The sequence below is a fragment of the Roseitalea sp. MMSF_3546 genome (assembly GCF_030732865.1).
Classification (GTDB): domain Bacteria; phylum Pseudomonadota; class Alphaproteobacteria; order Rhizobiales; family Rhizobiaceae; genus Roseitalea.
The window spans coordinates 104,611-123,496 of sequence record NZ_JASHKB010000003.1 but is presented as its reverse complement, the minus strand read 5'-3'; the positions used below and the strand labels follow the sequence as shown (position 1 = coordinate 123,496).

At 67.5% G+C, this 18,886-nt stretch carries 15 protein-coding genes; 7 read left to right on the top strand and 8 right to left on the bottom strand.

Features of this window, described 5'->3' with window-relative positions; translation table 11 throughout:
* Positions 1-15 precede the first annotated feature (15 nt).
* From proS to dnaE, 4 genes are all read left to right on the top strand, one after another.
* Positions 16-1,341 carry a proline--tRNA ligase gene (gene proS / locus RBB34_RS04135; RefSeq protein ID WP_306117923.1) on the top strand — a complete coding sequence of 442 codons (1,326 nt, stop codon included), beginning with the start codon at positions 16-18 and terminating at the stop codon, positions 1,339-1,341.
* Between the two features lie 99 nt (positions 1,342-1,440).
* Complete coding sequence (locus RBB34_RS04130) at positions 1,441-2,667, top strand: lipoprotein-releasing ABC transporter permease subunit (protein ID WP_306118035.1); 1,227 nt, start codon at positions 1,441-1,443, stop codon at positions 2,665-2,667.
* On the top strand, positions 2,667-3,371 hold the full coding sequence (locus RBB34_RS04125) for an ABC transporter ATP-binding protein (protein ID WP_306117922.1): 705 nt from the start codon (positions 2,667-2,669) through the stop codon (positions 3,369-3,371). Before RBB34_RS04130 ends, RBB34_RS04125 begins: the two co-directional genes overlap by 1 nt.
* 314 nt (positions 3,372-3,685) lie before the next feature.
* Positions 3,686-7,195 carry a DNA polymerase III subunit alpha gene (dnaE, locus tag RBB34_RS04120; protein ID WP_306117921.1) on the top strand — a complete coding sequence of 1,170 codons (3,510 nt, stop codon included), beginning with the start codon at positions 3,686-3,688 and terminating at the stop codon, positions 7,193-7,195.
* Positions 7,196-7,262: 67 nt separating this feature from the next.
* Here dnaE and RBB34_RS04115 read toward each other — a convergent pair whose 3' ends face one another.
* A complete protein-coding gene (locus RBB34_RS04115; protein WP_306117920.1) occupies positions 7,263-8,549 on the bottom strand; it encodes a DNA polymerase IV in 1,287 nt (428 codons plus the stop codon).
* 97 nt (positions 8,550-8,646) lie between these two features.
* A complete protein-coding gene (locus RBB34_RS04110) occupies positions 8,647-8,943 on the bottom strand; it encodes a DUF3572 domain-containing protein (protein ID WP_306118034.1) in 297 nt (98 codons plus the stop codon).
* A gap of 146 nt (positions 8,944-9,089) precedes the next feature.
* On the opposite strand from RBB34_RS04110, the gene RBB34_RS04105 reads away from it, so the two are divergent.
* A complete protein-coding gene (locus RBB34_RS04105) occupies positions 9,090-9,461 on the top strand; it encodes a response regulator (RefSeq protein WP_306117919.1) in 372 nt (123 codons plus the stop codon).
* Positions 9,462-9,498: 37 nt separating this feature from the next.
* Complete coding sequence (locus tag RBB34_RS04100; RefSeq protein ID WP_306117918.1) at positions 9,499-10,872, top strand: PleD family two-component system response regulator; 1,374 nt, start codon at positions 9,499-9,501, stop codon at positions 10,870-10,872.
* A gap of 69 nt (positions 10,873-10,941) precedes the next feature.
* Here RBB34_RS04100 and rpmG read toward each other — a convergent pair whose 3' ends face one another.
* The 5 genes from rpmG to topA form a co-directional block, all read right to left on the bottom strand.
* Entirely contained in the window at positions 10,942-11,109 is a 168-nt protein-coding gene (gene rpmG / locus RBB34_RS04095; protein WP_306117917.1) for a 50S ribosomal protein L33, read from the bottom strand.
* Positions 11,110-11,210: 101 nt separating this feature from the next.
* A complete protein-coding gene (locus tag RBB34_RS04090) occupies positions 11,211-11,735 on the bottom strand; it encodes an NUDIX hydrolase (protein WP_306117916.1) in 525 nt (174 codons plus the stop codon).
* A 118-nt stretch (positions 11,736-11,853) separates the two neighbouring features.
* Positions 11,854-12,309, bottom strand: coding sequence for a DUF983 domain-containing protein (locus tag RBB34_RS04085; protein ID WP_306117915.1), 456 nt, complete (start codon positions 12,307-12,309; stop codon positions 11,854-11,856).
* Between the two features lie 7 nt (positions 12,310-12,316).
* Positions 12,317-14,596: a ribonuclease R gene (gene rnr, locus RBB34_RS04080; protein WP_306117914.1), complete on the bottom strand. Its 2,280-nt coding sequence runs from the start codon at positions 14,594-14,596 to the stop codon at positions 12,317-12,319.
* Between the two features lie 111 nt (positions 14,597-14,707).
* Entirely contained in the window at positions 14,708-17,308 is a 2,601-nt protein-coding gene (gene topA / locus RBB34_RS04075; RefSeq protein ID WP_306117913.1) for a type I DNA topoisomerase, read from the bottom strand.
* A gap of 245 nt (positions 17,309-17,553) precedes the next feature.
* On the opposite strand from topA, the gene RBB34_RS04070 reads away from it, so the two are divergent.
* Complete coding sequence (locus tag RBB34_RS04070; RefSeq protein ID WP_306117912.1) at positions 17,554-17,757, top strand: hypothetical protein; 204 nt, start codon at positions 17,554-17,556, stop codon at positions 17,755-17,757.
* Here the strand turns inward: RBB34_RS04070 and dprA are convergent.
* Complete coding sequence (dprA, locus tag RBB34_RS04065; protein ID WP_306117911.1) at positions 17,719-18,882, bottom strand: DNA-processing protein DprA; 1,164 nt, start codon at positions 18,880-18,882, stop codon at positions 17,719-17,721. The two genes, RBB34_RS04070 and dprA, sit on opposite strands and share 39 nt — an antisense overlap.
* Positions 18,883-18,886 lie beyond the last annotated feature (4 nt).

Below are 18,886 nucleotides of genomic sequence, written 5' to 3'. Positions count from 1 at the left end.
CAGACCGGACCCGTCATGCGACTTTCCCGCTACTTCCTGCCGATCCTGAAGGAGAACCCGAAGGAGGCCGAGATCGTCTCGCACCGGCTGATGCTGCGTGCCGGCATGATCCGCCAGCAATCGGCGGGAATCTACAGCTGGCTGCCGTTTGGCAAGCGCGTGCTCGACCGGATCAACGCCATTGTGCGTCAGGAGCAGGATCGGGCCGGGGCGATCGAGATCCTCATGCCGACCATCCAGCCGGCGGATCTGTGGATCGAGAGCGGCCGCTACAACGATTACGGCCAGGAAATGCTGCGCATCCGCGACCGCCACGATCGCGCGCTGCTGTTCGGACCGACCAATGAGGAGATGGTCACCGACATCTTCCGGTCCTATGTACGTTCCTACAGGGACCTGCCGCTCAATCTCTACCACATCCAGTGGAAGTTCCGCGACGAGGTTCGCCCGCGCTTCGGCGTCATGCGCGGCCGCGAGTTCCTGATGAAGGATGCCTATTCCTTCGACCTCGACTTCGAGGGCGCGCGCGCCGCCTACAACCGCATGTTCGTGGCCTATCTGCGCACCTTTGCGCGCATGGGGCTGCAATCGATCCCGATGCGCGCCGAGACCGGCCCGATCGGCGGCGACCTCAGCCATGAATTCATCATCCTGGCCGAGACCGGCGAGTCGCAGGTCTTCTGCGACCGCGCCTTCCTCGACATGCAGGTGCCCGACGCCGACGTGGATTTCGGCGACGATGCCGCCATCGCCGCCATCGTCGAGGCCTGGACGAGACCTTATGCGGCGACCGACGACATGCACGACGAACGGGCCTGGCAGGCAATGGCCGAGACCGACCGGCTGTCGGCGCGCGGCATCGAGGTCGGCCACATCTTCCACTTCGGCACCAAATACTCCGAGCCCATGGGCGCCACCGTCGCCGGTCCCGACGGCAGGGAGGTGCCTGTGTCCATGGGGTCCTACGGCATCGGTCCCTCGCGGCTCGTCGGCGCGATCATCGAGGCCTGCCACGACCGGGACGGCATCGTCTGGCCGGACGAGATCGCGCCCTTCGGTGCCATGGTCATCAACATGAAGCCGGGCGATGCCGATTGCGACGACTGGTCGGCGCGCGCCTATCAGGCGCTTGGGCAGGCCGGCTGCGACCCGCTTTACGACGACACCGACGGCCGGCCGGGCGCCAAGTTCGCCACCGCTGATCTGATCGGCCTGCCCTGGCAACTGATCGTCGGCCCGCGCGGCATCAAGCAGGGGCAGGTCGAGATCAAGCGCCGGGCGAGCGGCGAAAGGCAGGCCATGTCGCTCGAGGCCGCCATTGCGCGCATTGCGGGAGGCTAGGCCGTGAACCGGCATGACGGCCCAGCGGCGCAGCCCGCCACCGCGCCGGCCGGCGGCCCGGCCGACGCCGGAGCCGGACCGTTCTCGGCGTTCGAACGCATGATCGCCTGGCGCTATCTGCGCCCGCGCCGCAAGGAGGCGGCGGTGTCCGTCGTCACCATCATCTCGCTCGTCGGCGTCACCCTGGGCGTTGCCGCGCTGATCATCGTCATGTCGGTGATGAACGGCTTCCGGGCCGAACTGCTCGACCGCATTCTCGGCCTGAACGGTCACGTCATCGTCCAGCCCATGGAACGCCCGCTCGACGACTACGCCGATGTGGCGAGCCGCATCGCCGCCCTTGACGGCGTCATTCGCGCGATACCGGTCGTCGAGGGGCAGACGCTGGCCTCGGGCAATGTCGGCGCGGGCACCGGCGCGCTGGTGCGCGGCGTCCGGCCCGACGATCTGGCCGAGCTGGAGGCGGTCGCCGGCAATATCGTCGAAGGCTCCCTTCAGGGCTATGATGCCGGCACCGGCATCGCCCTTGGCCTGCGCATGGCGCAGAACCTTGGCCTCGTCGTCGGCGACAGCATCACCCTTGTGTCGCCCGAGGGCGATGTCACGCCCTTTGGCACCACGCCCCGCGTCAAGTCCTATCCGGTGGCCGCCATCTTCGAGATGGGCATGTCCGAATACGACGCCTCGATCATCTTCATGCCGCTTGAGGAGGCGCAACTTTACTTCAACTCCGAAGGCACGGTGCAATTCATCGAGGTGTTCGTCGACGACCCCGATGCCGTTGACCGGTACAAGCCGCTGATCGAACAGGCCGGCGACCGCCCGCTCTTTCTCGTCGACTGGCGCCAGCGCAACGCCGCCTTCTTTTCGGCCCTCGTCATCGAGCGCAACGCCATGTTCCTGATCCTGTCGATCGTCGTCATCGTCGCCTCCCTGAACATCGTCTCGAGCCTGATCATGCTGGTCAAGGAAAAGGGCCGCGGCATCGCCATCCTGCGCACCATGGGCGCCACCCAGTCCGCCATCCTGCGCATCTTCATCATGGCGGGCACCGGCGTCGGCGTCGTCGGCACCGCCACCGGCCTGCTGCTGGGGCTGATCGTGTGCTGGAACATCGAGTCCATCCAGCGCCTTCTGAACGCGGTGTCGGGCACCGATGTCTGGGACCCCACGATCCGCTTTCTCACCGAAATCCCGGCACGCATCGATCCCGGCGAGACCCTGGCGGTGGTCGGCCTTTCCCTGACGCTGTCGCTGCTCGCCGCGATCGTTCCGGCGCGCCGTGCCGCCCGGCTCGACCCGGTCGAAGCGCTGAGGTACGAGTGATGCCCGCGCCCGTCCTGCGGCTCGAACGCGTCTCGCGCAGCTATCACGAGGTCGGACGGAGCCTGCAGGTGCTGCGGGGCGCCGATCTCGAACTGGCGGCCGGCGAAATGGTCGCGCTCGTCGCCCCTTCGGGCGCCGGCAAGTCGACGCTGCTGCATGCCGCCGGCCTGCTCGAACGCCCCGATGCGGGCGAGGTCTGGCTCGCCGGGCGCCCCTGCGGCTCGCTGAGCGACCGCGCCCGCACCGCCCGCCGGCGCAACGACATCGGCTATGTCTACCAGTTTCACCATCTCCTCCCCGAATTTTCCGCGCTCGAAAACGTCATGATCCCGCAGATGATCGCCGGCCTGTCGCGCCACCAGGCCGCAAAGCGCAGCCGGCAACTGCTCGAATACATGCGCATGGCCGACCGCGGCAGCCACCGCCCTGCCGAACTGTCCGGCGGCGAGCAGCAGCGCGTGGCCATCGCGCGCGCCGTCGCCAACGCGCCGCTCGTGCTTCTGGCCGATGAGCCCACCGGCAATCTCGATCCCGACACCTCCTCCTATGTCTTCGACGCCCTGCAGGCGCTCGTTCGACAGTCGGGCCTGGCGGCCCTGTTCGCCACCCACAACCACGCCCTGGCGCGACGGATGGACCGTATCGTCACGCTCAATGAAGGGCGGCTCGTTCCCTTCGCGCTCACCGACTCCCGCCGGGCCTGACCGGCGCCGGCCGACCGTCAGGCGAATAATTGCAGGTTTTGTCCCTTGACGCAAGAACGAAAATGGAACATAAGAAGAAAAAGTAGCGTACAGGAGGACAGGCATGATCGGGATTGTGCGGGACATGGCGTCGCTGGCCGCCGTGATGTCATTCGTGGCCATGCTGGCAATGGCGATCGGTTACATCTGAACCGGAAGGGCGGCGCCGGAAGGCGTGGACAATGCGCCGCGCCGCTGGGCAGGGCAGGGCCGCTCGGTGAGTCTGGGCGTCGAGCGGAGCCGGCGTGCCGGCAGGCGGTTTTGGAGGAACGGGGATGAACGAGACGCTGGCGGAAAACGGGTCGGCGGCGGTCGCGGGCAGCGAGCCCGGCTTTGTGCATCTGCGGACCCATTCGGCCTTCTCCCTTCTGGAGGGCGCATTGCCGCTCAAGACGATCGTCGACTGGGCCCGGCGCAGCGGTACGCCGGCGATCGCCGTGACCGACACTGCCAATCTGTTCGGGGCGCTTGAGTTCTCGGTCTCGGCTGCCTCCGCCGGTGTCCAGCCGATCATCGGCTGTCAGGTCGACATCGTCTTTTCGGGCGCGCGGCACGGGATGGGCCGGCGCGATGGCGCAGCGCCGGATCGGGCGCCGCTGGTGCTGTTGGCGGCAACCCAGGCCGGTTATGCAAATCTTGTCGCCTTGATCAGTCGCGCCTATCTCGACAGCACCGATCTCGATGCCGTGCGTGTGCACGATGAATGGCTGAAGGGACGCAGCCAGGGGCTCATCTGCCTGACCGGCGGACCGCGCGGTCCGCTTGGCGCGGCGCTGGCGGCCGGCGATGAAGCCGAGGCCGAGCGTCGCCTCGAACGGCTCGGGGGCGTTTTCGGCGACCGGCTCTATGTCGAACTGCAGCGTCATGGAACGTTCGATCCGGCGATCGAGGCGGGCAGTGTCGAGCTTGCCTATCGTCACGGTCTGCCGCTGGTTGCCACCAATGAGGCGTTCTTCCTGGCCGCCGAGGATTATGATGCCCATGACGCGCTGGTGGCGATCGCCGAGGGGGCCTTGCTGTCGACGGACGATCGCCGGCGTCTGACCGCCGATCACTGGCTCAAGCCGCCCGAGGCGATGGTCGCCCTTTTCGACGATCTGCCCGAGGCGGCGGCCAACACCGTCGAGATCGCCCGGCGCTGCTCGTTCTTTCCGCGGCCGCAATCGCCGATCCTGCCGCGCTATGTCGCCGTTCCCGAAGGCACGAGCGCGCAGCAGGCCGAAAAGGCCGAGGCGGACGAATTGCGGCGCCAGGCCGAGGCCGGGCTGGCCGCGCGGCTCGAGCGGCAGGGGCTGGCGCCCGGCCACGACCGGGCCGCCTATGCGGCGCGGCTCGCGCACGAATTGTCGGTCATCGAGCGGATGAGGTTTCCCGGCTACTTCCTCATCGTGGCCGACTTCATCAAATGGGCCAAGGCCCAGGGCATCCCGGTCGGGCCCGGGCGCGGCTCGGGTGCGGGCTCGCTCGTTGCCTGGGCGCTGACGATCACCGATATCGACCCGTTGCGCTTTTCGTTGCTGTTCGAGCGCTTTCTCAATCCCGAGCGCGTGTCGATGCCCGATTTCGACGTCGATTTCTGCCAGGAGCGGCGCGACGAGGTGATCCGTTACGTCCAGGACAAGTATGGCCGCGATCAGGTCGCCCAGATCATCACCTTCGGCACGCTGCAGGCCCGGGCCGTGCTCCGCGACGTCGGCCGCGTGCTCGAAATGCCCTATGGCCAGGTCGACCGGCTGTGCAAGCTGGTGCCGAACAATCCGGCCAATCCGACGACGCTTGCAAGGGCCATCGAGGGCGATGAGAAGTTCGGCGAGGAGCGCGCCCGCGAGCCGATCGTCGGCCAGTTGCTGGACACCGCGCTGAAACTGGAGGGGCTTTACCGGCACGCCTCCACCCACGCGGCCGGTATCGTCATCGGCGACCGCCCGCTGTCGCAACTCGTCCCGCTTTATCGCGATCCGCGCTCGGACATGCCGGTGACGCAGTTCAACATGAAATGGGTCGAGCAGGCCGGCCTGGTCAAGTTCGACTTCCTTGGCCTGAAGACGCTCAGCGTGCTGCAGCTTGCGGTCAGTCTGATCGCGCGCAAGGGCGTCGACATCGACCTGTCCGCGCTGCCGCTCGACGATCAGCCCACATATCAGATGATGTCGCGCGGCGAGACGGTTGGCATCTTCCAGGTGGAAAGCCCGGGCATGCGCAAGGCGCTGATCGGCATGAAGCCCGACCGCATCGAGGACATCATCGCGCTGGTCGCGCTCTACCGGCCCGGCCCGATGGACAACATCCCCACCTACAATGCGCGCAAGCATGGCGACGAGCAGATCGCCTCGATCCATCCGAAGATCGATCACCTCGTCGCGGAAACGCAAGGGGTGATCGTCTATCAGGAACAGGTGATGGAGATCGCCCAGGTGCTCGCCGGCTATTCGCTCGGCGAAGCCGATCTTCTCCGCCGCGCCATGGGCAAGAAGATCCGCGCCGAGATGGACAAGCAGCGCGTGCGCTTCGTCGAGGGCGCCGTCGAGCGTGGCGTCTCCAAGGCGCAGGCCGACTTCATCTTCGATCTTCTGGCCAAGTTCGCCGATTACGGCTTCAACAAGTCGCATGCGGCCGCCTATGCCATGCTCGCCTACCAGACGGCCTATCTGAAGGCCCATCATCCGGTCGAGTTCCTGGCCGCGTCGATGACGTTCGACATGGCCCAGACCGAAAAGCTGGACGATTTCAGGCGCGATGCGCTGCGGCTGGGCATCGAGGTCGCCCCGCCTTCGGTGCAGACCTCCCATCGGCGTTTCGAGGTGGGCGAGAACCGGATCTACTGGTCGCTTTGCGCGATCAAGGGGGTCGGGGAGGCCGCCGTCGATCACATCGTGGCCGCGCGTGCCGATGGCCGTTTCGATAGCCTTGAGGACTTTGCCCGCCGCATCGATCCCAAGCTGGTCGGCCGGCGCACGCTCGAAGCGCTGATCGAGGCCGGCGCGCTCGACTGTTTCGGCCATGACCGGGCGGCGCTCAGCGCCGGCATCGAACGCATCATCGGCCTTTCGCAGCGCGTCGCCGAAGAGGCGGCCAGCGGCCAGGTCGACATCTTTGGCGCCGTGGGGGCAGGCGAACCCGAAAGGCTGGTGCTTCCCGCCGGTGTCCATTGGAGCGACGCCGAACGGCTGATGCGCGAATTGCGGGCGATCGGGTTCTACTTTTCGGCCCATCCGCTCGATGCCCACCGCGCCAGGCTCGACAAGATGCGCGTTCAGAGCTACGCCGACTTCGCCATCGCCATCAAGCGCGGCGCGGAGGCGGGCCGGCTGGCGGGCACCGTGGCCAGCCGTCAGGTCCGGCGCACGCGCAATGGCAACAAGATGGGCATTGTCACGCTGTCCGATGCGACGGGGCAGTATGAAGTGGTCATGTTCTCCGAGACGCTGCAGCAATATGGCGACATCGCCGAACCGGGCAGATCGTTCGTGGTCACGGTCTCCGTGCGGCACCGCGATGACGGGTCGATGACCTTGATGGTGACCTCGATGAACGAGCTCGACGACGCCGATGGCGGCGATGGCGCGCACATGCTGCGCGTTTTCATGCGCGACAGCGCGCCGGCGCCGTCCATTGCCCGGCAGTTGCAGCCCAATGGCGCGAGCCCGGTGTCGCTGATCATCCTCAAGCCCGACGGGGGGGGCGAGGTCGAGATCGAACTGCCTGGCCGCTATGCCGTCAGTGCGCCGGTTGCCAGCGCGATGAAGGCGATCGACGGTGTCGTCGAGGTCGAACTGGTGTCTTAGGGCGCCCTGTGATGAGACCGACCCGGAGCCGCTGCGGCACGATGGTTCGATCGCGTCACCGCACGTTTCAGCGATCGCGCTGCGGCCGGCCGCGGTGATCGGTGCCGAAGGTGTAGCCGGTCTCGACCGCGCCTTCGCCGAACTTGCCGCGCAGGGCGTCGATGGCGCGTTCGGCCCGGGCGCGGCGGCCGGCCTGCGGGTCGACGAGATCGCCCGGATCGGCGCGCGCCGGATCGGCAAGCTCGGCAACGCCCACGCCGATGAGCCGGTATCGGGTGCCGTCGATTTCGCGCTCCAGCAGCGGCAGGGCGACGCGGAAAATGCGATCGGCAAGCTGGGTCGGGTCGGTGAGCTGGCGGTTGCGCGTGCGCGTGCGGAAGCTGTCGTCCTTCAGCTTCAGCGTCACGGTGCGCCCCGCCAGTCCCTTGGCCTTCAGCCGCGCCGACACCTTCTCGCTCAGCGTGCGCAGCACCGGAACCAGCGTTTCGGCATCGCCATGGTCGTCATTGAAGGTGACCTCGTGACTGATCGACTTGACGCCGGCGCGCGCATCGACGCTGCGATCGTCCTGTCCGCGCGAAAGCCGGTGAAGCCGCCGGCCCATCGCGCCATACCGCTTCAGGAGCGTGGCTTCGTCCAGCGTCTGCAACTGGCCGATGCGGGTGATGCCGTCGCGTTCGAGCTTGCCGGCCATGGCCTTGCCCACGCCCCAGATCAGCGTCACCGGCTGGCGCGCCAGAAACGCCCGTGCCTCGGCGCGCCCGATCACCGAGAAGCCGCGCGGCTTGTCGAGATCCGAGGCCACCTTGGCCAGGAACTTGCAGTAGGAAAGGCCGACCGACACGGTGATGCCGATCTCCTCTTCCACCTGCCGTGCAAAGCGCGCGAGCGTGCGCGCCGGAATGTCCCCATGCAGCCTTTCCGTGCCGGACAGATCGACGAACGCCTCGTCGACCGACAGCGGCTCGACCAGCGGCGTGAGCGCTTCCATCATCGCCCGCACCTGCCGGCCGACGCGGGCATATTTGGCCATATCCGGCTTGATCACCACCGCGTCCGGGCACGCCTTGAGCGCCTTGAACATCGGCATCGCCGACTTCACCCCCTTGATGCGCGCGATGTAACAGGCGGTCGAGACCACGCCGCGCCGGCCGCCCCCGATGATGACGGGCCGGTCGCGCAGGGACGGGTCGTCGCGCTTTTCGACCGCCGCGTAGAACGCATCGCAATCGACATGGGCGATGGCCAGCGTGTCGAGCTCGTCATGGGCGACCAGCCGCGGGCTGCCGCAGGCCGCGCAACGCCGCCCGCCGGTGGAGGCGGCCGCCAGGCAATCGCGGCAGAAAGGGGCCATCGCAGCGCCATGATCGAGGCGAGTGAGCGCTACGAACGTATGAGGAACACGCCGCCCCGTCAAGCCGGCGTGCGGCGGCCTGGCCGGCGGCGTCCGGTCAGGCCAGATCGCCCGGTCCGGGCGCAGGTCCCCCGCCCAGCGCCTGGCGCGCCCGTTCGAGTGCCGCGGGGTCGATATGCGCTTCCTCGCAAAAGCGCACAAGGCTCGGCTCGTGCGCGAACAGGAAGTCGAGCACGCCGGCAAGAAAGCCGGGCTCGCCGGCCGCCTGGCGCATCGTCTCCGGCTCGATACCGGTCACCGCCACGAAGCGGCCGAGCATCGTCCGGTCGGCGGCGATCCAGCCCAGCGCGGCGATTGCCAGCGAGTGGGCGTCGCCATCCATGGCGCCTTGCATCGGACTTGACGGGTGCGGTCGCATTGGGCCTCCGGGATTGGTTGTTTTTCAATCATATCGGCCTATAGCCAAGCAAAGGGTGGGGCGGGCACACTCAGAAGGGCGGCGAGACTCGCCCGCACCGGTGCGCAGCAAGGGGGTTGAGCATGGCCAAGACCGTCATGATCGTAGAGGACAACGAGCTGAACATGAAGCTCTTCCGCGACATCATCGAGGCCAGCGGATACGAGACGGTGCGCACCCGCAACGGGCTGGAGGCGCTGGACCTGGCGCGCGACAACCGGCCTGACCTGATCCTCATGGACATCCAGCTTCCCGAGATTTCCGGCCTTGAAGTCACCAAATGGCTCAAGGCCGACGACGATCTGCATGCCATTCCGGTGATCGCGGTCACCGCCTTCGCCATGAAGGGCGATGAGGAGCGCATCCGCCAGGGCGGCTGCGAGGGCTACATTTCCAAGCCCATTTCGGTCCCTAAGTTTATCGAAACCATTCAGTCCTATCTTGGCGAGGCATGAGCACGCCGGCCGGCGTGCCGGGCCGGGGTGAGACGTCATGACCGCACGCATACTCGTCGTCGACGACAACCAGCTCAATCTCGACCTGCTCGACCGCCGGTTGACCATGGAGTATTACGACGTCACCACGGCGTTGAACGGCGAGCGGGCGCTCGCCATCCTGGCCGACGAGCCGATCGACATCGTGCTGCTCGACATCATGATGCCGGGCATTGACGGCTTCGAGGTTTGCCGGCGCATCAAGTCCGACCCGGCAACGCTCGACATCCCCGTCGTCATGGTCACCGCCCTCGACCAGATGGCCGACCGGGTGCGCGGCCTTGAATGCGGCGCCGATGATTTCCTGACCAAGCCGGTCAACGAGACGCAGCTTCTGGCGCGGGTCAAGAGCCTGGTGCGCCTGAAGATGCTCACCGACGAATTGCGCCTGCGCGCCCACACAACGCGCGACATCGCGATTGAGGAACTGCTCGGCCGCCAGCCGGCCGATGCGGCCCAGCGCGCCGAGGTGCTGCTCGTCGACGAGCGGGTCTCGGTGTTCGAGAAGTTCGCCGCCATCCTGCGCGGCAAGGCGCGCATCGAGCATGTGCGCAATCCGCAGGAGGGCGTGCTGGCGGCGGCCGAGGGCCGGTTCGACTGCCTTGTCATGTCGGCCGACTTCGCCGATTTCGACCCGCTGCGCCTGGTCTCGCAGATCCGCTCGCTCGACCGCACGCGCTATCTGCCGATCCTGCTGGTCAGCGATACCGAGAACGACGCGCTGATCAGCCGCGCGCTCGATCTGGGCGTGAACGACTATGTGGTCAGGCCGGTCGATCCCAACGAGTTCACCGCCCGGCTGCGCACCCAGGTGCGTCGCAAGCACTATTATGACGGGCTGCGCTCCAATGTCGCCGAATCGATCGAGCTGGCCGTCACCGACGGGCTGACCGGCCTGCACAACCGGCGCTATCTGGACACCCACCTTGAAACGCTGGTCGACCGCGCGCATCGGCGCGAGCGGGCGCTGTCGCTGCTGATCACCGATATCGACCATTTCAAGGCGGTCAACGACACGCACGGCCATGACGGCGGCGACGAGGTGCTGCGCGAATTCGCCCGTCGCCTGCGTGCCCAGGTGCGCGGCATGGACCTGGTCTGCCGCTATGGCGGCGAGGAGTTCGTCATCGTCATGCCGGACACGCCCGCCGTCCTGGCCGCCGAGATCGGCGAAAGGCTGCGCGCGGGCGTCGAGGAGCGGCTGTTTCCGCTCGGCCGCGCCGGCCAGATCCCGGTGACAGCCTCGGTCGGTGTCGCAACGCTTGCCGAAGGGTCGGGCGAGGACGCCGCCGCGCTGCTGAAGAAGGCCGATACCGCCCTTTACGAGGCCAAGAATGCCGGCCGCAACCGGGTGATCGCAAGGGCCGCCTGACGCGGCCAAAAGGCCGCCGCGGCGGTGCCGGGCGGCCGGTCGTGACGCAACGGCGAGAGCGGGGCGCCGCTACTTGATCTTGGCTTCCCTGAAGTCGACGTGCTTCTTGGCCACCGGGTCGTATTTGCGCTTGACCATCTTGTCGGTCATCGTCCGGCTGTTCTTCTTGGTGACGTAGAAATAGCCCGTATCGGCCGTCGATTGCAGCTTGATCTTGATGGTTGTCGCTTTGGCCATGGCAGCAGTTCCGCTCCGCGTCGGACGAGGTCCGGGTCAAACAAAAATGCCGGATGCGCGCCGCGCTCCAGCGTTGGCGTCCAGATGACCCATCGGCGCGCTCAAGTCAAGCGGTGAGCGGTGATCCGCGGCCGCCCCCGCACGAGGCGGTGAAAGGTGATCTGCACCGGATCTGTCAGGTCCGGGTCGGCCGAAAGGCGCCCGGTCGCGATGTCGATGACCAGCCGCGTGATCGGGTGAAGGTCCGCCTCGCCATGGTCCTCGGCCGCATACCAGCCGATCCCGTCCAATTCGCCGTCGCCTTTTGCGCATGGCGGCAACGGGACCCGGACGACGGCGAGGAAGAAGCGCGTGTCGAAGCGGCGGGCCATCCCCGGCGGCGTGATCGCGCGGGCGATGTAGCGGACCGGCGTGGCCAGCGTGCTCGCGCCCACGGCCAGGCCCGTTTCCTCTGCGGTCTCGCGAATCGCGCAGTGTGCAAAGCCGTGGGCGCGGCGGTCTGTTCGGGCGGGGCGCAGCTCGGATTGCAGCAGTGCCATGTCGTCGGCCGATACCGGCAGTGCCCCGTCTGCAAGGGTATCGGCGCGCTCGACGCGGCCGCCGGGAAAGACGCGTCTGCCGGCCATGAAGACATGGCTCGCCGGCCGTCGGCCCATCAGAAACCGCGGGGCGCGCCCGCAGATGTCGGCAAGCAGCAGCGAGGCGGCGGCCTTGGGCCGCAGCGCGCCCGGCGCGGCCGCCGGTTCAGCCATGGCTTGCCGGGTCGATGTCCGGATCGGCGACCGCATCCTCCTCGCCACCGAAGCCGTGCATGAAATTGGCCCATTGCAGGCCGATCACCGCGCCCTTGATCGGTTGCAGCAGCATCAGCGACATGGCGATCGTCAGCGGCAGCCACAGCGCCAGATGCGCAAACGACGACCATTGCGTGACGCGCTCGACGATCACGAAGCCGGCGATGACCACATGGCCGACGATGAACACGTTCAGATAGGCCGGCAGGTCGTCGGCACGGTGGTGATGAATGGCTTCGTCGCACACCGCGCAGTGCTCGACCGATTTGGAAAACCGCGCGAACAGCGGCCCGCGCGCGCAATTGGGGCATCGCCCGGCGGCGCCGCGCGCCATCGCCGTCCACAGCGGGCGCCTGCGGTGCGTGCGGTTGCCGCCAAAGGTCTGCGGCTGAAAACTCTCGCTCATGACCGGTCTATCCTCGTCTTGCGCGTCCGCGTTTGCGCGACCGCTTCGTGCCCGCACGGCCCGCCCGGCCCTTGCGGGCCTTGTGTCGGGATCTCGTCGATTGACCCAGATCGCGCGGCGCGCTCTCCATCTCGAAGCGGATCGCGCCGGCCATCGCCTGGACCTCCGCCAGCCGCACTTCGACCGGATCGCCCAGCCGGTAGCCGCGTCCGCTCGTCTCGCCCACCATGGCGTGCAGCGCCTCGTCGTGGCGGAAGTACTCATCGCCCAGCGTCGCCGCCGGAACGAAGCCGTCGGCCCCATAGGCATCGAGCGTGACGAACAGCCCCGAGCCGGTGACGCCCGAAACGCGCGCCGCGAACGTCTCGCCGAGGCGATCGGAAAGATGCTCGGCGATCAGCCGGTCGACCGTGTCGCGTTCGGCATTGACCGCGCGCCGCTCGGCCGCCGAGATCAGCCCGGCGATTTCGCGCAACCGGTCCAGTTCCATGTCGGGCAGTTCGTCGCCTTCGCCCAGATCGAGCGCCCGGATCAGCGCGCGATGGACGATCAGGTCGGCATAGCGCCGGATCGGCGAGGTGAAATGGGCATAGCGCTGCAGATTGAGGCCGAAATGGCCTATATTGTCGGGCGAGTATTCGGCCTGGGCCTGCGAGCGCAGCACCACGCCGTGCACCAGCGGCGAATGGTCGGTATCGGCGACTCGCGACAGGATGGCGTTGAAGGCCGACGGGCGAAGCTGCGCGCCGCGCGCCAGCGGAATGTCGAGCGTCTTCAGGAACTCGCGCAGCGCTTCCTGCTTGGCGAGTGCCGGCGCGTCATGGACGCGGAATACCAGCGCCTGCTTCTTCTTCTCCAGCGTTTCGGCGGCGGCGACATTCGCCTGGATCATGCATTCCTCGATGAGCTTGTGCGCGTCCAGGCGCGGCGGCACCACCACCTTGTCCACCGTGCCGTCTTCGCCAAGAACGATCCTGCGCTCGGGAATGTCCAGTTCCAGCGGTTCGCGATCCTGCCGGCCCCGCAGAAGGCATCGATAGGCGGCCCAGAGCGGCTCGAGAATGCTCGCAAGGATCGGCTCCGTGACGGAATCGGGCGCTCCGTCGATCGCCTCTTGCGCCTGCTCGTAGGACAGCGCTGCATGGCTGCGCATCATGATGCGATGGAAACTGTGGCGCCTCTTGCGGCCCTGGGCGTCGAAGACCATGCGAACGGCCATCGCCGGCCGGTCCTCGTCCGGCCGCAGCGAGCACAGATCGTTGGAGATGCGCTCGGGCAGCATCGGCACGACCCGGTCGGGGAAATAGACCGAGTTGCCGCGTCTTTGCGCCTCGCGATCCGTCGCCGAGCCGGGCCGCACGAAATGGGCGACATCGGCGATGGCGACGGTGACGATGTGCCCGCCGGGGTTTTTCGGGTCGTCGTCGGGCATGCCATGGACGGCATCGTCGTGGTCCTTGGCGGTTTCGGGGTCGATGGTGATCAGCGGGACCTCGCGCCAGTCCTCGCGCGGCGGTGCCAGGGCAGGGGGCTCGGCGGCTTCGGCCTCGGCGATCACCGCGTCGGGAAAGATGTGCGGGATGCCATGGGCGTGAATGGCGATCATCGAGACCGCCTTTTCGCTCTTCAGCGAGCCGATGACCTCGAGCACGCGCGCCCGTGCGAGCCCGTGCCGGCCGGTCCTGGTGACCGCGATCTCGACCAGATCGCCCGGTCTGGCCTCGCCCAGATGGGCGCTGTCGACGTCAAGTTCGTTCTGTTTGCGCTCGGTCGGCTCGATGCGGTAGCCGCCCTTGTCGGTGCGCCGCACCACGCCCAGGATCGCGCTCTTGCGCTTTTCCAGCCGCTTGATGACCCGGCCCGCATAGCTTCCGTCCTCGCCCTGTTCGCCGATGCGCGTGAGCACGCGGTCGCCGATGCCGGGCGCCGGCGCCCTGGCGCGGCCTGGCTTGGGCGGACGGATGGCGACGTGCGGGGTGGCGCCGCGCGTGTCGTCCCATTCGACCGGCTGGGCAAGCAGCCCGCCATCGGCGTCGCGCCCGGTGACCTCGAGCACCATGACCGGCGGCAGCGCGCCCGGCGGCGCGAAACGCTTGCCCCGGCGCTCGAACAGCCCGTCTTCCTCGAGCTCCTTCAGGAAATGCTTGAGCGCGACCCGCGCATCGCCCTTGAGGTTGAAGGCGCGCGCGATGTCGCGCTTGGTTGCCCGGTCCGGGTTCTCGCGGATGAACGCCGCGATATCCTCGCGCGAGGGCAGCCCGCGCGACCTTTGCGGCTTGCGGCTCATCGAACGCGCCAGGAAGCCGCGACAGCGGTCATCGCGGAGCCGCGCTCGCGCGTGCCGTCATTCCGGGCTCGGCTGCGGCGGCCCGGAGCAAGAGCCGGACGGGGGCGACCGTCAACCATCGCCGGCAGCGGCCTTCTTCTTTTTCGAAGCGCGCTTCTTTCCCGCGCCTGACGGACCGGCGACCTTCTTGCCGGCCTTTTCGGCGCGCTCGGCGATCAGCTTGACGGCCTGGTCGAGATCGACGCTCATCGGATCGGTGCCCTTGGGGATCGTCGCGTTGATCTTGCCGTGATTGACGTAAGGGCCGTAGCGCCCGTCGCGCACGGTGACCGGCCCGCCCACCTGGGGGTGCTCGCCCAGCTCCTTGAGCGCGGCCGGCGCCGACCGTCCGCGTCCGCCGCGGGCCGCCTTTTCGGCGATCACGGTGACCGCGCGGTTGAGCCCGATCGAAAAGACGTCCTCGATGGTCTCCAGATTGGCATATTTGCCGTCATGGAGCACGAACGGGCCGTAGCGGCCAAGGCCGGCCGAGATCATCTTTCCGGTTTCGGGGTGCACGCCCACATCGCGCGGCAGCGACAAGAGCGCCTGCGCCTTTTCGAAGTCGATCTCCTCGGGCTTCCAGCTTTTTGGCAGGCTCGAACGCTTGGCGCCCTTGCCCTCGCCGCGCTGCACATAGGGGCCGAACCGGCCGGTGCGCAGCGTGATCTCCTCGTCGGTGAACGGATCGCGCCCAAGCACCTTGGGTCCGTCGGCCAGCGCGTCGGCCTCGCCATTGCCCTCTTCGCCGAGCTGGCGCGTGAAGGTGCATTCGGGATAGTTCGAACAGCCCACGAACGAGCCGTACCGCCCCAGCTTCAGGCTCAGCCGGCCACTGCCGCATTTGGGGCAGATACGCGGATCGGACCCGTCCTCGCGCTTGGGAAAGACCAGCGGTTCGAGCCGCTCGTTCAGCGCGTCGAGCACATCGGCGATGCGCAGTTCCTTGGTGTCGTCGACATGGGCCGAGAACTCGCGCCAGAAATCGCGCAGCACGTCCTTCCAGGCCAGCTTGCCGTCGGAGATCAGGTCGAGCTTCTCCTCCAGATCGGCGGTGAAGTCGTATTCGACATAGCGCTCGAAGAAATCCTGCAGGAAGGCGGTGACGAGCCGCCCCTTGGGCTCGGGCACCAGCGCGCGCTTGTCCAGGCGCACATAGTCGCGATCCTTGAGCGTGGATACCGTCGCCGAATAGGTCGAGGGTCGGCCGATGCCGATCTCCTCCATCTTCTTGATCAGCGAGGCCTCGGTGTAGCGCGGCGGCGGCTCGGTGAAATGCTGGCTCGCCTCGATCGTCTCGCGCCCGCACGCCTCGCCCTCGGCCAGCGGCGGCAGGCGCTTGTCGGCATCGTCTTCGGTCTCGGCGCCGGCATCGTCCCTGTGCTCGGTATAGGCGGCGAAATAGCCCTCGAAGGTGACCACCGAGCCGGTGGCGCGCAGACTGGCGCGCTTGCCGCCATTGTCGGCGACGATCTCGACCGTGGTGCGTTCGAGTTCGGCGGCCTTCATCTGGCTGGCGATGGAGCGCTTGTAGATCAGGTCGTAGAGCTTGAACTGCTCGTCATTGAGCTTGCCGCGGATCGCGTCCGGCGCACGCGCGAAATCGGTCGGCCGGATCGCCTCGTGCGCCTCCTGGGCGTTCTTGGCCTTGGACGCGTAGTGTCGCGGCTTGTCGGGCACGAACTGCGCACCGAACCGCTCACCGATGGCATCGCGCGCGCCGGCCACCGCTTCGGACGCCATCTGCACCCCGTCGGTCCGCATATAGGTGATCAGGCCGGCGGTCTCCTTGCCCAGATCGACGCCCTCGTAGAGCTTCTGGGCGATCTGCATGGTGCGCGCGGGCGCAAAGCCGAGCTTGGCCGAGGCGGCCTGCTGCAGCGTCGAGGTGGTGAAGGGCGGCGGCGGATTGCGCCTGACCGGCTTGGCCTCGGTGGAGGCGACGGCAAAGCCCGCCCCCTCGAGCATCGTCTTGATCGCCCCGGCGCGCTCGCCGTCGCCGATCGACATCTTGCCGATCTTGTCGCCGTCGAACCCCGTCAGCCGCGCGGTGAACGGCGCGCCGGCCGACGATTTGAGATGCGCGACGATCTGCCAGTATTCCTCCGGCTTGAACCGCTCGATCTCGGTTTCCCGGTCGCAGACCAGCCGCAGCGCCACCGACTGGACCCGGCCGGCCGAACGCGCCCCGGGCAGCTTGCGCCACAGCACCGGCGACAGGGTGAAGCCGACCAGATAGTCGAGCGCCCGGCGCGCCAGATAGGCCTCGACGAGCGGCGCGTCGATCTCGCGCGGCCGGGCCATGGCGTCCATCACCGCCTTCTTGGTGATGGCGTTGAACACCACGCGCTTGACCGGCTTGTCCTTGAGCGCCTTTTTCTTGTTGAGCACCTCGAGCACGTGCCAGGAGATCGCCTCGCCCTCGCGATCGGGGTCGGTCGCCAGAATCAGCCCGTCGGCGCTCTTGACCGCCGATGCGATCTCGTTGAGCCGCTTGTTGGAGGCGGTGTCGACCTGCCAGGACATCGCGAAATCCTCGTCCGGCAGCACCGATCCGTCCTTGGGCGGCAGATCGCGCACATGGCCGAACGAGGCCAGCACCTTGTAGTCCGAACCCAGATATTTGTTGATTGTCTTCGCCTTGGCGGGCGACTCAACGACCACGACTTCCATGATATGATTTTCGTCCCGGCAATGGACCGGCAAATGCTGCAGGCGGGCAAGGAGATGGCCGTGGCGCACCGCCGGGTCAAGGGGGGCGACGTGAATTGTCGGAATGCTGACGCCGCGTTCCCTATGGAAAACGCGACAAAACATGTTATCTGTAGTGGTACATGACGTTGCAATACAACCGATGATTGCTATAGTCGATTCCGGGCGGCAACAGCGCTGATTTGCGCAAAGTGTATGGGGTAGACATGCATACCGAGATACGTCAGTCGCGTCTCGATCGCATTCGCTACATTCAGGCCTTGCTGGGCGAACTGCGAACCATGGCCGAGGCCGAGCGCTGTGACTTGCTCACATTCATGATCGAAATGGCCTATATCGAGGCCAGCGATATCGTGCGCGGCCAGCGCCCGCTACGCGTGGCCGACAACAAGCGAGATTCGGTTGCCTGAGTGACGCTCGATCCGTTCGGCCAGGTCCAGTTCCAGCACGATCAGGAACACCTGCGAGGCTGAAAGCCCGGTCTCGGCGATCAGGTCGTCGACCGCGGTCGGGGTGGGTCCCAGAAGCGAGACGAGCCGGGCGCGCGCATCGTCATCGGGCGGCACCGTCATGGTCCCCTCCGGCTCGAGCGCGGATCGGGGCTCCGGCGGCGCCGGGGCGCCGTCGAGCGGCGCCAGCGCCTCGCGCACGTCCGCCGCGCCCGTGACGAGCGTGGCGCCGTCGCGGATCAGCATGTTGGTGCCATGGGCGCGCGGGTCGAGCGGAGAGCCCGGCACGGCCATGACGATCCGGCCCATCTCGCCGGCCAGCCGGGCCGAGATCAGCGAGCCCGATCGCGCGGCGGCTTCGACCACGACCAGTCCCAGCGAGAGTCCGGCGATGATCCGGTTCCGCCGCGGAAAGTCGCGGGCGCGCGGCTCCCAGCCCAGCGGCATTTCGGTGACCGCACAGCCCGCACCGCCCGACGCGATCCGGTCGAGCAATTGTGCGTTCTGCGGCGGGTAGGGGCGGTCGATCCCGCCGGCGAGCACGGCGATCGTGCCGGTGGCAAGGGCCGCCTCATGGGCCGCGCCGTCGATGCCGCGCGCAAGACCGGAAACGATCACATGGCCGCCCGCGCCCAGGTCCCCGGCCAGCCGCCGCGCCATGGTCAGACCGGCCATGGAGGCATTGCGCGAGCCGACGATGGAGATCGCCGGCCGATGCAGGGCGGCCGGCTCGCCCTTGACGGCGATCAGCGGCGGGGCGTGCTCGACAAGGCGCAACAGGTCCGGATAGTCGGCCTCGCCGATCCCGACCAGCCGGGCGCCGATGGCCGCAAGGCCGTCGATTTCGGCTTGGGCATCTTCGGCGCTCGGGATTTGCGGATAGCGCCTGCGTCCGCCGCGCGTGGACAACTCTGGCAGCATGGCGAGGGCGCGCTCGGCCGACCCGCAATGGTTGATCAGGTCGCGAAAGGTGGCCGGGCCGACATTGTCGGTGCGGTACAGCCGCAGCCAGGCGACGCGCTGGCGCTCGGACAATGCGAAACGGACCGCGCGCGGTTCGGCATCGGCCTGTCCCGGTTCGCCCAAAACG

Bases quoted from the DNA above. Each gene is read 5' to 3' on its own strand.
- proS (WP_306117923.1), top strand. From the start codon at position 16: ATGCGACTTTCCCGCTACTTCCTGCCGATCCTGAAGGAGAACCCGAAG.
- RBB34_RS04130 (WP_306118035.1), top strand. From the start codon at position 1,441: ATGATCGCCTGGCGCTATCTGCGCCCGCGCCGCAAGGAGGCGGCGGTG.
- RBB34_RS04125 (WP_306117922.1), top strand. From the start codon at position 2,667: ATGCCCGCGCCCGTCCTGCGGCTCGAACGCGTCTCGCGCAGCTATCAC.
- dnaE (WP_306117921.1), top strand. From the start codon at position 3,686: ATGAACGAGACGCTGGCGGAAAACGGGTCGGCGGCGGTCGCGGGCAGC.
- RBB34_RS04115 (WP_306117920.1), bottom strand. From the start codon at position 8,549: ATGGCCCCTTTCTGCCGCGATTGCCTGGCGGCCGCCTCCACCGGCGGG.
- RBB34_RS04110 (WP_306118034.1), bottom strand. From the start codon at position 8,943: ATGCAAGGCGCCATGGATGGCGACGCCCACTCGCTGGCAATCGCCGCG.
- RBB34_RS04105 (WP_306117919.1), top strand. From the start codon at position 9,090: ATGGCCAAGACCGTCATGATCGTAGAGGACAACGAGCTGAACATGAAG.
- RBB34_RS04100 (WP_306117918.1), top strand. From the start codon at position 9,499: ATGACCGCACGCATACTCGTCGTCGACGACAACCAGCTCAATCTCGAC.
- rpmG (WP_306117917.1), bottom strand. From the start codon at position 11,109: ATGGCCAAAGCGACAACCATCAAGATCAAGCTGCAATCGACGGCCGAT.
- RBB34_RS04090 (WP_306117916.1), bottom strand. From the start codon at position 11,735: ATGGCCGGCAGACGCGTCTTTCCCGGCGGCCGCGTCGAGCGCGCCGAT.
- RBB34_RS04085 (WP_306117915.1), bottom strand. From the start codon at position 12,309: ATGAGCGAGAGTTTTCAGCCGCAGACCTTTGGCGGCAACCGCACGCAC.
- rnr (WP_306117914.1), bottom strand. From the start codon at position 14,596: ATGAGCCGCAAGCCGCAAAGGTCGCGCGGGCTGCCCTCGCGCGAGGAT.
- topA (WP_306117913.1), bottom strand. From the start codon at position 17,308: ATGGAAGTCGTGGTCGTTGAGTCGCCCGCCAAGGCGAAGACAATCAAC.
- RBB34_RS04070 (WP_306117912.1), top strand. From the start codon at position 17,554: ATGCATACCGAGATACGTCAGTCGCGTCTCGATCGCATTCGCTACATT.